Source organism: Desulfurivibrio nitratireducens (genome assembly GCF_044068515.1).
In the GTDB taxonomy this organism is placed as follows: domain Bacteria; phylum Desulfobacterota; class Desulfobulbia; order Desulfobulbales; family Desulfurivibrionaceae; genus Desulfurivibrio.
In genome coordinates this window covers 40,558-53,300 of the sequence record NZ_JBIPKI010000011.1, presented here as the reverse complement: position 1 = coordinate 53,300, position 12,743 = coordinate 40,558, and the positions used below count along the sequence as shown (strand labels likewise).

Here is a 12,743-nt window from a genome sequence, read left to right as displayed (position 1 = left end):
ACCTGGCCGGCGGCGGCCGGGCGGCGGTGGCCCAACTCCGGGGCCGGCTCGAGGAAGGGATTCTCGCCGCCTGTCCCGGCGCCCGGATCAACGGGGCCGGAGCCCCGCGGCTGGTCAACACCGTCAACGTCAGCTTCGAACACTGTTCCTCGGCCCAGATGATCCAGGATCTCGACGACCGGGGCTTCGCGGTTTCGGCCCATGCCGCCTGCCACGGCTCCGATCCTGAGCCCTCATCGGTGCTGGGCGCCATGGGGGTGCCGGAAACCTTCCGCCATGGGACCCTGCGTCTCAGCCTGAGCCGCTTCACCAGCGCCGCCGAAGTCGACGCCCTGCTGGCGGTCCTGCCTGAGGTGGTGGCCAATTCCCGGCGCGGATTTGTTTGAATCAACTTCCATCGCCATGGATCAAGGCCGGTTACGGCGGCCTTATTACCTTGGCTCTTGCGCCTTGGGCCTCGACCCTTTATAAATACGGATTGGGGAGGGAACCGGTTTGATTGCCGCAGGCATCAACTAACCCAAAAGAAGGGAACATCATGTGTGGAATTGTAGGTTATATCGGTTCGCGGCGGGTGGTTCCGGTACTCCTTGAAGGTTTGAAACGCCTGGAATACCGGGGCTATGATTCCGCCGGCCTGGTTTACCTGAGCAAGAACGGACTGGTCAAGCACCGGGCCGCCGGCAAGCTGGTCAACCTGGAGACCAAGCTCGACCAGGTGCGGGAAACCGCCAGCCATATCGGGCTGGGCCATACCCGCTGGGCCACCCACGGCTCCCCCTCGGAACTCAACGCCCATCCCCACAGTGACTGCAACGGCGAGCTGGTGGTGGTCCATAACGGGATCATCGAAAACTATCATACCCTGCGCGAGGAACTGCAGGCCGACGGCCATGTGTTCAAGTCCGAAACCGATACCGAGGTGCTGGCCCACCTGATCGAGGAGGCCCTGCCGCTGAGCCGCAACAACCTGCCCGCGGCGGTGCGCCGGGCCCTCAAAAAAGTCCGGGGCTCTTACGCCATCGGGGTTCTCTGGACCGGGGCGCCCGACCAGCTGGTGGCGGTTCGATCGCAAAGCCCGCTGGTGCTGGGCATCCAGGAGAATGAGGGGGGCGGCTCCCTGCTGGCCTCCGATATTCCCGCCCTGCTGCCCTATACCCGCAAGGTGGTCTTTCTCGACGACCAGGAAATGGCGATTCTCCGGGCCGACGGTTTTGAGGTGCGCTCCCTGGCCAGCGGCCGCAAGATCAACAAAGAAATCAAGACCATCGACTGGAACCCGGCCATGGCCGAAAAGGCCGGCTATACCCACTTCATGCTCAAGGAAATCTTCGAGCAGCCCCAGGCGATCATGAACACCTTCCGGGGCCGGGTCGAGCCCGAAACCGGCCAGATCTGCCTGCCCGAACTGGACCTCTCCGACCGTGAGATCAAAAAGCTCAACCGGATCTCCCTGGTGGCCTGCGGCAGCTCCTGGCACGCCGCCCTGGTGGCCAAGTACTGGCTGGAGAAATGGGTCGGGATCCCGGTGGAGGTGGATATCGCTTCCGAATTCCGCTACCGCCGCCTGATCCTGAATGAAAATGTCCTGGTGGTGCCGATTTCCCAGTCCGGCGAGACCGCCGACACCCTGGCCGCAATGTGCCTGGCCCTCCAGAAGGATGCCAAGGTGGTGGCCATCTGCAATGTCCTGGGCAGCACCATCACCCGCGAAGCCCACGGGACCATTTATACCCATGCCGGCCCCGAGATCGGGGTGGCCTCCACCAAGGCCTTCATCTGCCAATTGGTGGCCCTTTACCTGCTGACCCTCTATCTCGCCCAGGTCCGGGGGGTGATGAGCGCCTCGCAGCGCCAGACCATGATCGAGTCCCTGGTGGAACTCCCCCCCATGCTGGAACGGGAATTGCCGGGCTGGCAGGAGGAAATGGGGCGGTTGGCCGAGCACTTCGTCAAAAGCCGGGACTTTCTCTTCCTCGGCCGGGGCGAAAATTTCCCCATTGCCCTCGAGGGGGCCCTGAAGCTCAAGGAGATTTCCTATATTCATGCCGAAGGCTACGCCGCCGGCGAGATGAAGCATGGCCCCATCGCCCTGATCGACCGGGATATGCCGGTTTTGGCCCTGGCCCCCCAGAACGGGGTCTACGAGAAGCTGATCGCCAACGTCGAGGAGGTCAAGGCCCGCCATGGCCGCCTGATTCTGCTGGGCAGTCGGGGTGATCGCGATCTGGCCCGGCTGACTCCCCATGTCATCTACCTGCCGGTGGTGATGCCGGATCTCAACCCGATTCTCTATACCATCCCCCTCCAGTTGCTGGCTTACGAAGTGGCCCGGCTGCGGGGCTGCGATGTCGACCAGCCCCGTAACCTGGCCAAAAGCGTTACCGTTGAGTAAACGGGCAGCAGGGCCGCATCTTGCGACGATCGGTTCGGCTGGCATAGCGAACTATGCGGCGCCGACCCGCTTGCCGCAACCTGCGGCCCTGCTGCCCGTTTACGGTAGGTGGCCGTCAGAAAGCTTCAGCCGGCCGGAGCAGGGCCCGGCTTGTCCGGTGCGTTACCGGTACTGCATCTTGCGACGATCGGTTCGGCTGGCATAGCGAACTATGCGGCGCCGACCCGCTTGCCGCAACCTGCGGCCCTGCTGCCCGTTTACGGTGGGTGGTCTGTCAGAAAGCTTCAGCCGGCCGGAACAGGGTCCGGCTTGTCCGGTGCGTTACCGGTACTGCATCTTGCGACGATCGGTTCGGCTGGCATAGCGAACTATGCGGCGCCGACCCGCTTGCCGCAACCTGCGGCCCTGCTGCCCGTTTACGGTAGGTGGCCGTCAGAAAGCTTCAGCCGGCCGGAAAAGAGTCCGGCTGAGCCGGCAGCCCGGTTTTGGCCTGGTGTGATAAAGACCCCGGGGGGCTGGACTGGCCCGCTCCGGGCAAGATAAGGGGGGATTTATGATTGTTCCGGTTGTGTTGGCCGGCGGCGCGGGAACCCGGCTCTGGCCCCTGTCGCGGGAGCTTTATCCCAAGCAGTTCCTGCCCCTGGTGGGCGAGATGACCATGCTGCAGGAAACCCTGAACCGGGTCGGACAACTTGCGGGCTGCGGGCGCCCCATCGTGGTCTGCACCGAGGCCCACCGCTTCATGGTGGCCGAACAGCTGCGGGCCATCGGGGTGGAGGCCGACATCATCATCGAACCCGTGGGCCACGACACCGCCCCGGCCATCGCCGCCGCCGCCCACCAGGCCATGGCCGGGGGCGACGACCCCCTGCTGCTGGTGCTGCCTTCCGATCATCTGGTCACCCGGGTTGATATTTTCGCCGTCGCCGTGACGGCCGCCGTCCCGTTGGCCTTGGCCGGCTGCCTGGTCACCTTTGGCATTGTGCCCACCCGCCCCGAAACCGGTTACGGCTACATTCAACCGGGTCCCCCCCTGACCCCCGGCACTCCTCCCCTCGATCCTGCCCAATGTCCCGGCAACGGGACGGCGGCCTACGCCGTGACCCGCTTTGTCGAAAAGCCCGCCCTGGCGGCGGCCCAGGCCTACCTGGAGCAGGGGTACCTCTGGAACAGCGGCATGTTTCTTTTCCGGGCCTCGGAGCTGCTGGATCAGTTGGCCCACTTCGAGCCGGAAATGGCCGCCCGGATCGACGAATCTTACGAGAAGCGGGTAATGGACCTTGATTTTATCCGCCTGGAAGCCGAGTCCTTCGCCGCCGCCCCCGGCCGTTCCTTCGATTACGCGGTGATGGAGCGGACGCCCAAGGCGGCGGTGGTTCCCCTGGCCTGCGGCTGGAGCGATGTCGGTTCCTGGAACGCCCTCTGGGAGATCGGCAGCCCCGATGCCCAGGGCAATATCTTCCAGGGCCAGGTCCTGGCCCGTGAGACCCGCAACTGCTACGCCCAGGGCACCGGCCGGCTCCTGGCCCTGCTGGGGGTCGAGGACCTGGTGGTGGTGGAAACCGCCGACGCGGTGCTGGTGGCCCGGCGGGACCGGGTCCAGGAGGTCCGGGAGCTGGTGGGCTCCCTCAAGGAGCAGGGGCGCGATGAGGCCATGCTGCACCGCCGGGTCTTCCGGCCCTGGGGCTTCTACGAGTGCGTGGACACCGCCGAACGCTTTCAGGTCAAGCGGATCGTGGTCAATCCCGGGGCCAGCCTCTCCCTCCAGCGCCATTATCACCGGGCCGAACACTGGGTGGTGGTCAAGGGCACGGCCGAAGTCACCACCGGCAGCGAGGTCCGCCTGCTCGGCGAAAACGAATCCACCTTCATCCCGGTGGGCGTCTCGCACCGCTTGCGCAACCCCGGCCAGATTCCCCTGGAAATCATCGAAGTCCAGTCGGGGAGTTATCTCGGCGAGGATGATATCGAGCGATTAGAAGACCTCTACGGCCGGTAAACGCCCGGCAGCACCGCACCTTGCGGCGATCGGGCCGGCTTGCGTACTGATGTACGCGGCGTCGGCCCGCTTGCCGCAATCTGCGGCACTGCCGGGCGTTTACCTTTCGGTTTGGCGTAGGTGGGTGATGATGGCGCGGTATCAGGAGGGACCCAGCATTCAGCTTAGATACGGCCCCGCACCTTGCGGCGATCGGGCCGGCTTGCGTACTGATGTACGCGGCGTCGGCCCGCTTGCCGCAATCTGCGGCACTGCCGGGCTCTTTACCTTTCTCTCCCCTACCGCTATAATTTGCCGTGGGTTTTTAGGGTGTCCAGGTAGGGGCCGAAGAGGAGTTGGTAGTCCTGGATGGCCTTCTTGAGGATCAGTTCCATTTGGGGGAGGTCATTTTCGTTGACCACCAGGTTGGCGCTGTTGGCCAGGGCCTCCAGGTCGTAAAGGGTGTGGAACTCGGGGCCGACCAGGACATAAAGCATCAGGCGGCGCTGGGTCATGGGCAGCTTGCGCAGGTGCCGGTGAAAAACCGATTGAGCCAGGGTGCCGCCCTCAAATCCGCTGTGGAGGACCACGGCGGCGAAGTTGACGAACCGCAGCCGCTTCAGGGCCACCGCCGCCGAAGGGGGAAATTCCACCTTGTAGCCCTGGTATTCCAGGGCGGTGGCCACCGGCTCGCGCTGTTCCTCGTCATGCATCAGGACCATGGCCAGGGGAATATCCCGGATGATCCCCGACTGGTCGGCGAATACCGCCCCCTCCTGCAGCCAGCTGATATCGGGCGGGGCCGGGGCCGCCGTGGTTACGGGCTTGGGTCCGGGCGCCTGGCTGCCCTCCCGCTCAAGGTGGATCGGCTCCTGGCAGAGAGGACAGTTGATCTTGAGGGTTTTGCCCGCCGGCAGGGCGGCCAGGGCCTGGCGGATCTTTTCCTGCTGGGCGGCGGTCAGTTCCAGTTTGTTCCGACAATGTGGGCATTGTGACAGCATCTGGCATTCTCCCTGGATGAGCGCTGGTTAAAAAGCTTTCCGGCGGGGCTGGGGCTGCTTCAGCGGTTGCGGCCGTAGGGGTCCTTCAATTCTTCCATGCTGAGGCCCCTGATATCGGTGGTTTCCTCGCCCCGGCCGGCCTTGATCTGGTCGAGGCCGCGGTTGATCGCGGTGCGGCGGGTGCAGTAGCCCACCGCGGTTTCCTCGGTGATCAGCCCTTCCGTATAAAGGTCGAGAATATGCTGGTCGAAGGTCTGCCAGCCCAGAGCCCGGGAAGAGTCGATGATGTCATAGAAGGTCTTGTCCTCCTGTTCCCCGTTCATGATCAGTTCCCGCACCCGCAGGTTCATCCCCATGATCTCCAGGGCGGCGATCCGGCCGCCGCCCACCTTGGGCAGCAGGCGCTGGCAGACCACCCAGCGGACCGTGTCCACCAGCCGGTTGCGCACTTGGGCCTGTTCATCCTGATCGAACATGCCCAGGATCCGGTTGATGGTCTGGCCGGCATCGACGGTGTGGAGGGTGGAAAGGACCAGGTGGCCGGTTTCCGCCGCGGTCAGGCCGATTTCCATCGTGGTGCGATCGCGCATTTCGCCCACCAGGATGATCTTGGGAGCCTGGCGCAGGGCGGCCCGCAGCCCCGAGGCGAACTCGTCGAAATCGGTACCCAGTTCCCGCTGGTTGAAAGTCGCCCGCTTGTGAGGATGGACGAACTCGATGGGGTCTTCGAGGGTGACGATATGCTCGGGGCGCTCGTCGTTGAACTTGCCCAGCAGGGCCGCCAGGGTGGTGGACTTGCCGGTGCCGGTGGCGCCGGTGACCAGGATGAAGCCGGTGCGCTCGATGGTCATTTTGTTGAGGATCGGGGGCAGATTGAGCTCGGCCACGGTGGGAATATCGGTGGCCAGGCGGCGCAGCACGGTGGAGAGGTTGCCCTTCTGCGAGAAGATGTTGACCCGGAAGCGGGCCTTGCCTTCCAGGGTGCGGGACAGGTCGCAGGAGCCGTGTTCGATCAGGTCGTTGAGCAGCCGGCGGTCGCTGCCGATCAGGTTGAGGGCGAAAACCTCGGTCTGGAAGGGGGTCAATTCCGCCACCGGCGGCGCAACCTCCACCGGGGTCAGGCGGCCGGAGGTTTCCACCTGCAAGGGCCGGCCCACGGTGATGTTGAGGTCGGAGACGTTGCCGTGGGACTCCAGCATGGTGGTGATCCAGTAATCGATTTCCGGTTCTTTCATGTCCAGGCCTCTTTTTGCCGGAATTGAACGGCCGGGACTCGCCGGGCCGGAAGGAGAAGCGCTCTCTCACGCACTTTTATAGTAGATCGCCCCCGTTCCTGACAACCTTTCTTTCATCTTCCCCGTGCCCGAAGCGCTTTTTTTTCACCGGCCCGGCGGATTTAGGGCCGGCGCCGGCGCGGTTCAGGCGCAACCGCCGGGAGCAGTTTGCCGCCGGGGCCTGGCCGCGCTCCCCTGTGCTCAGGCCGGGTCCCGGGGCAGGAGCAGGAAAAGATCGGCCGGATGGCGGGTCGCCCCGGCGGCTATTTCGGCTGCCCGGTCGCTGCCCCAGAAGAGATCGGCCCGGCCCGGGCCCCGGATGGCCGAGCCGCTGTCCTGGTTGAAGACAAAGCGCCCGAAAGGGCGCCAGCCGGCGATTTCGTCATCAGGGGCAATTTCGGGCTTGGTCCCGGCCAGATAGGCGGGCATGCCCGGCGGATAATGGGCCTGGTCCAGGGCCAGGGAGCGGCCGGCGGTCAGGGGCAGGCCGAAGGAGCCCAGGGGGCCGGGCTCGTCGGGCCGGTTCCAGCGGAAAAAGATATAGGATTCGTTGTGGTGGAGAACCCGGGTCAGCTCCTCGGGATGGGCCCGCAGATAGCGCTGGATGCCCGGCCAGTCGGCTTCCGTCAGCGAGAGCCGGCCTTCCGCCACCAACAGGCGGCCGATGCTGCGGTATTCCCGGCCGCTTTTGGCCGCGTAGCCCACCGGCCGCAGGCTGCCGTCGGGCAGCCGGATCCGGCCCGAACCCTGGACATGGAGGCTGAAGACCGCCAGGGGATCTTCCAGGTAAACCAGTTCGTGGCCGGTCAGAAGATCGCCGTTTTCAATTTCGGCCCGGCTCCAGTAAGGCTCGAGGCGGCCTTCCACCAGCCGGCCTGCCTGGCCGTCGCGGCGTAGCAGGTCGGGCGGGGGGGCGTAAAGGGGGTAACGGAAGCGCTCGCTCCTCTCCAGGCTGCCGGCCAACTCGGGGGCGTAATAGCCGGTGAGAAAGGCCCGCCCCGCCCATGGTTCGCCGCCGCTGGGGCAGAGGATAAAATTTTCGGCCACGTAGGCGGCCAGTTCCCCGGGCTTGGCGGCCTGGCGGGCGGCGGCGGTGAAATCCTCCAGGCCCCGGCGCAACCGGGCCAACGAATAGTCCCGGCCGCAAAGGGTAAAAAGGGCGGCCCCGTCCCGGCCGGCCATGATCCGGAGGCTGGTTTCGGCGGCGCTTACCAGGCCGGCCAGGTTGAGGTCATCCTCCAGCAGCGGGGGAGCTTCGGCCGGGTTGGGAGCCGGTTGGGAGGCCGGGCTTCCCGACGCCGGGTAAGAGCCGGCAAGCATGATCACTCCCAGGCAGAGCAACAGAACGGGTGCGAAGAGGGGGGCTGTCCGGCCCCCAACCGGGGCTGGCAAGGCCTTAACTCTTGCTTCTGGGCGGGTTTCAGCCATGGGGATAAGCTCCGTTCACCGGCGGCAAAAAGCGTGATTTACCGCATAGCTTGTGCTTGACAGGCTCCGCCGGCCTTTTTATAGTGAGCGCTTCCGGCTGCTCCACCCCGTTTGCGCGGAGGGCAGCCGTTGCCGCCGGAGTGGTGAAACTGGTAGACGCACGGGACTCAAAATCCCGCGAGGGCGACCTCATGTCGGTTCGATTCCGACCTCCGGCACCATTTGAATACCCCATACCGTCCGGTATCGTTCAAAAAGCCCTGAGAAATCAGGGCTTTTTCTTTTTGTGTTGTCCGATGACGTACGCTTTAATATGCTGGAATCCAGAAAGTTTGGGGGCCTTCTTGGGGGCCTCGGAGCCTCAACTAAAAACAAAGGCCCCCAAAAACTTCTTCTGGAGGAAAAGGCAATGCCCAAGCGGACAATCCCCTTAGTCCCCCTACAAATTATCAACGCCAAAGTCAAAGAAAAAGAATGCAAGCTGATCGATGGTGGGGGCCTATATTTGCTGGTGACCACCAGCGGTGGCAAGCTGTGGTGACCCAAGAACCCTTTTGGGGGCATGGAGAAGAAGCTCTCTCTGGGTGTAGCTAACCCCATTTGAAGAGATACCTTGATTTACTAAATAGCAACCAGGGGCACGCTACAGCAAAGATAATAATTCACCGAACAATCTTACTCTGAAGTATTTGCTCGTAATTATGTAATGTTTTCAGATAGTAACAGCCGATATGGCTTCGTTTCGCAATTGTCTGCTTCTGACTATGTGCGACACATTTTGTCTCACCTCCTTGGTATGATGTTCTTAAAGCCAAACGGAGGAGGACAGAATGATACGTCGGCGCAGGAAAAAAACCGCGAGTTGGGCAGATGTCGATGGTCATGAGCAGAGCCCGGTTTTGGACAAGCAGGTTCGTCTTTGGGTACTACGGATTCTGGCGGGATTGCGGGGTTATCGAAACTTTTTCGAGTTGTTCAGGCAAAGCGAAGAAATTCTGCTCGATCTCTTCGGCACCTCTGAACCACTGGATATTGACAAAAATAATCTCCCCCGGGTGGTCAAGACCCTCCAAAAACATCATCGAAAGGCCGAAGCGGAAGCCGCCAACCCGCACTCTGCTAACCCTCGACTAAGCAATAACCTGAAGCTGATCGGTGATCTGGTGGGTCTCTCAGCCATCGATCGCCGAATCCTCGAGTTTCTGGTTATGCTGAGCAACAACGCTGCCCTGGCTAATGCCGCTGAGTCCTTGGGCGATCTTTCCACCCAGAAGTTCCAGCATACGCTGGCGGTAATCCTGGATTTGCCAGAGGCGGAAATCAAGGCTTCTTTATCCCCCAGCGGTACCTTGGAGCAGTCCGGCCTGGTCCGGCTCGATCGAGCCAACTCCAACGAAATGGCGCGGAAGTTTGAACTCCTTTCCGACAACTTCGCCGACTACATGCTTACCGAGGAGGAGGATCCGCGACGGATTCTGCGGGATAGCGTAACCACTGGCAAGAAGACCACCTTGCGACTTGCTGATTTCGCCCACCTTGGTTCCGATCTTGAGGTGCTCCATGGCCATTTGGCGCGATGCATCGCTGATGACAAAAAGGGGGTCAACATCTTTCTTCACGGTCCCCCTGGAACCGGCAAAACGGAGTTGGCCAGGTTGATGGCTGAGGTCATTGGTCACGAGATGCTTGAGGTCGCCAGCCAGGATTATGACGGCAACCCCATTAACTCGATCAAACGCTTGCAGGCCCTCAGGGCTGCCCACAATATTTTTGCCCGCCGGCCGGTATACCTGCTCTTTGACGAGGCAGAAGATGTCTTCAATGACGGCGGATTTTTTTCCCAGAGCACCGCCGACAAGCACAAAGCCTGGATCAACCGGCTGTTGGAGGAAAACCAGGTCCCGACCATCTGGTTGTCCAATTCGGCCAAGCTGGACCCGGCTTTTGTCCGCCGCTTTGATGTGGTCCTGGAAATCCCCGTTCCTCCTCGCCGTCGGCGCGAACAACTGGTGGAGGAAATCTGTGGCGACCTGCTGGGGCCGGAGGCCCGGGCCCGGATTGCCGAGGCGGAATCTATGGCCCCGGCCGTTTTGCAGCGGGCAATGGCGGTGGTAAACAATCTCCTTCGGGATAATCCGCAAATTAAGGCGGCCCAGGTGCTGGAAAACCTGATCAACCAGACCCTGGTCGTGCAAGGACACCCTCCGCTGTCTAAGGGAAATGCCGGACGGTTGCCTGGTCACTACGATCTGCGCTACTTACGGGCCGATGTTGACCTGGCGAAAATCACCTCCGGCCTGGCCGCTGAACGCAACGGGCGCCTTTGTCTTTACGGCCCGCCGGGGACCGGTAAAAGCGCCTTCGGCCAATGGTTGGCCCAAAAACTGGACTTACCCCTGCATGTGCATCGCGCTTCGGATATTCTTGGGCCTTATGTGGGGGAAACGGAACAGAATATGGCCCAAGCCTTCCGCAAGGCGGAACGGGAGCAGGCGCTGCTGCTTATCGATGAGGCGGATAGTTTTCTTCGGGACCGCCGGGAAGCGCAACGTTCCTGGGAAGTTACGGCGGTCAACGAGATGCTGACCCAGATGGAAGGATTCAACGGCATCTTCATCGCCTCCACCAACCTCCTTGACACCCTTGATCAGGCTTCCTTGCGCCGTTTCGATCTCAAGATTCACTTTGGCTATCTGACCTGCAAGCAGGCTTGGCCATTGTTTCTCAGCCACTGTCGTTCCCTTGGGTTTTCCCGTCCAGCCGTAACTCTCAAGAAAAGTTTATCGATCATCACGACCTTGACTCCCGGGGATTTCGCCACCGTAGCCCGGAAGCACAAGTTTCATCCTTTGGCAAATCCTGCCGAACTGCTCGCTGCCCTGCAAGGGGAATGCGCCCTGAAAAACGATGGCAGGGCTAAGAGCATCGGATTTGTCTAGATCAAAGATAAGCGGCAACCAATAACGAGGATATACCGATGACTGACGCTTCCCGAGCAGTGTATACCTTGCGAAATTCTGCGCTTAAGAGAAACTTTTTCAAACTGATCTGGCATAGCAGACCTGATACCCCGTTTGGCTTAAAACATGAAAGAACTTATGCTAAACGATCGCCCAATGGTTGGCTGGTCAGACATATGTTCGTGGCCGGGAAAAAGTACACCCGATCGGCGATTATCTATCTGTCCGACAGCGAGGGAGCATGGAACCCGGAGCCCGGCGAGGTGAAATGGGAGCGTGTTGCCATCGAATCAAATCCCAACTTCGCTCTAATTACCAGCAGGATGGAGGTGCCGGGGGGCTGGCTGGTCAGTGAACTGCTCTCGACCATTTCAAGTGCGCCGGAGGCCGCGACCGCCGATGTCAGCCTGGCCTATGTGGATGACGAAAACCATGCTTGGGACATCTGGTAACTGACCAGATCAGGAAGGGGCAAAATGGCAACCACCGGCAAGCACATAGATCGGCTGGTCAGAAACGGGCGGATCAGAATCACTTTTCCCCAACGCAAGCCTGACGATGCAGGCTGGCGGTGCATTTTGCAGGGCACTTTGGCGAAAGTCGCCGGAATGGCCGGCAACACCGAGGAGTACCTGCTGGTCAACTTCGACGGTCACGATGGTACTCTGTATGCTGACGCGATCGATGATTTTCTCTGCTCACTGAACAAAGAACAGTATGAGGAATATTGGTATCCACGGGTGACGATAAGTGAAGTTGATCGGCCGCTGGAATTTATCGATCTGTCGCTGGTGATCACCTCCCGGAACCCGGCCTTCGCTCTTCATCCCAAAGGAGCCACCGGCATCGGGTCCTCGGCGACCCTGGATGCTGTCGACGCACTCCTCCGGTTCGGCTGCAGCAAAGACCTGGAACTCAATATTTTCGGCGATCTGGAGTTGATCGTCATCGAAAATTGACGGCTACAGCAGGACTTCGTTCTTGCGGACCAGCAGCATTTGGTCAAGTTGCACCGCCAGCAAGCGGCCCAGCGGCACCCCGTTTGCCTCCAACCAGGCGGCCTTTTCCGGGGCTAACAGGGTGATCAGACCGTCAGCGAACAAATCGTCGCCGTCGTAGAGCTTCCAGTCGGCATAGCCGGGGGCTTGGTAATTGTAAATAAAACGCATGAAGGGAGCAAAAATGCTGGGGTGAATCCGCCCCGTTCTGGTCTGCCATTTTCTTCTTTCATCCATCACCTGCCGGTTGGAATGGGCGACGGCCAGTGCTTCCTCCAGATCATGATCAGGCCCGCCGGTCCCTGTGGCAGAGCGCAAAATATGGGACTGGATATCGCAAAACAGGTGAAAGTGTTCGTGGGTCCAGGTTTTGAACACTGTAATGTGGGCCAGGGCTTCGAGGTCGCTCAGCCAGAAGGCATGACCCGCCTGCTCCAACTGCTGGATAATTGACCAGAAAAAACCCCGGAGCTTATCACGGTAAAGGGCGATGGTGCCGGGACTGCTCATGGGATGGTAGTAGCCAAGGCATTCTTCCCCCGACTCGCGATACTCCCCCAAGCTGAAGCCACCCTGAAAAGACTCAAGCTGTTCCGGCTCCAAATAAATCCGACCGCTTTCCGGATCCTCGGCCAGCCGGGCATCAAGGGCAGGCTTGAGGATATAACTTGTCGCTTCTTTGCAAATATCCATAATATGCTCACATTCA

General features: G+C 61.2%; 11 protein-coding genes and 1 tRNA gene. 8 read left to right on the top strand and 4 right to left on the bottom strand.

Annotated features, from left to right (window positions below; translation table 11 throughout):
- The 3 genes from ACHHTY_RS05160 to ACHHTY_RS05150 all read left to right on the top strand — a co-directional run.
- Positions 1–386 (top strand): aminotransferase class V-fold PLP-dependent enzyme (locus tag ACHHTY_RS05160; RefSeq protein WP_395493026.1); only part of this gene is annotated, 386 nt, incomplete at its 5' end.
- 152 nt (positions 387–538) lie between these two features.
- The gene (gene glmS / locus ACHHTY_RS05155; protein WP_395493025.1) at positions 539–2,395 is read left to right on the top strand and encodes a glutamine--fructose-6-phosphate transaminase (isomerizing); all 1,857 of its coding nucleotides are present in this window, start codon (positions 539–541) and stop codon (positions 2,393–2,395) included.
- 553 nt (positions 2,396–2,948) lie between these two features.
- A complete protein-coding gene (locus ACHHTY_RS05150) occupies positions 2,949–4,394 on the top strand; it encodes a mannose-1-phosphate guanylyltransferase/mannose-6-phosphate isomerase (protein ID WP_395493024.1) in 1,446 nt (481 codons plus the stop codon).
- Between the two features lie 284 nt (positions 4,395–4,678).
- On the opposite strand, the gene ACHHTY_RS05145 is transcribed toward ACHHTY_RS05150, so the two are convergent.
- The 3 genes from ACHHTY_RS05145 to mltA all read right to left on the bottom strand — a co-directional run bounded on the left by ACHHTY_RS05145 (position 4,679) and on the right by mltA (position 7,968).
- Positions 4,679–5,374 (bottom strand): hypothetical protein, encoded by a 696-nt coding sequence (locus ACHHTY_RS05145; protein WP_395493023.1) that lies wholly within the window; start codon positions 5,372–5,374, stop codon positions 4,679–4,681.
- A 59-nt stretch (positions 5,375–5,433) separates the two neighbouring features.
- A complete protein-coding gene (locus tag ACHHTY_RS05140; protein ID WP_395493022.1) occupies positions 5,434–6,609 on the bottom strand; it encodes a type IV pilus twitching motility protein PilT in 1,176 nt (391 codons plus the stop codon).
- Between the two features lie 240 nt (positions 6,610–6,849).
- Complete coding sequence (gene mltA / locus ACHHTY_RS05135) at positions 6,850–7,968, bottom strand: murein transglycosylase A (RefSeq protein WP_395493021.1); 1,119 nt, start codon at positions 7,966–7,968, stop codon at positions 6,850–6,852.
- Between the two features lie 242 nt (positions 7,969–8,210).
- On the opposite strand from mltA, the gene ACHHTY_RS05130 reads away from it, so the two are divergent.
- The 5 genes from ACHHTY_RS05130 (at position 8,211) to ACHHTY_RS05110 (ending at position 11,995) form a co-directional block, all read left to right on the top strand.
- Positions 8,211–8,297, top strand: a tRNA-Leu gene (locus ACHHTY_RS05130).
- A gap of 92 nt (positions 8,298–8,389) precedes the next feature.
- Entirely contained in the window at positions 8,390–8,617 is a 228-nt protein-coding gene (locus tag ACHHTY_RS05125; protein ID WP_395493020.1) for an Arm DNA-binding domain-containing protein, read from the top strand.
- 289 nt (positions 8,618–8,906) lie between these two features.
- The gene (locus ACHHTY_RS05120; protein WP_395493019.1) at positions 8,907–11,015 is read left to right on the top strand and encodes an AAA family ATPase; all 2,109 of its coding nucleotides are present in this window, start codon (positions 8,907–8,909) and stop codon (positions 11,013–11,015) included.
- Between the two features lie 38 nt (positions 11,016–11,053).
- Entirely contained in the window at positions 11,054–11,488 is a 435-nt protein-coding gene (locus ACHHTY_RS05115; protein ID WP_395493018.1) for a hypothetical protein, read from the top strand.
- Positions 11,489–11,512: 24 nt separating this feature from the next.
- Positions 11,513–11,995 carry a hypothetical protein gene (locus ACHHTY_RS05110; protein ID WP_395493017.1) on the top strand — a complete coding sequence of 161 codons (483 nt, stop codon included), beginning with the start codon at positions 11,513–11,515 and terminating at the stop codon, positions 11,993–11,995.
- Positions 11,996–11,998: 3 nt separating this feature from the next.
- On the opposite strand, the gene ACHHTY_RS05105 is transcribed toward ACHHTY_RS05110, so the two are convergent.
- Positions 11,999–12,727, bottom strand: coding sequence for a hypothetical protein (locus ACHHTY_RS05105; RefSeq protein WP_395493016.1), 729 nt, complete (start codon positions 12,725–12,727; stop codon positions 11,999–12,001).
- Positions 12,728–12,743 lie beyond the last annotated feature (16 nt).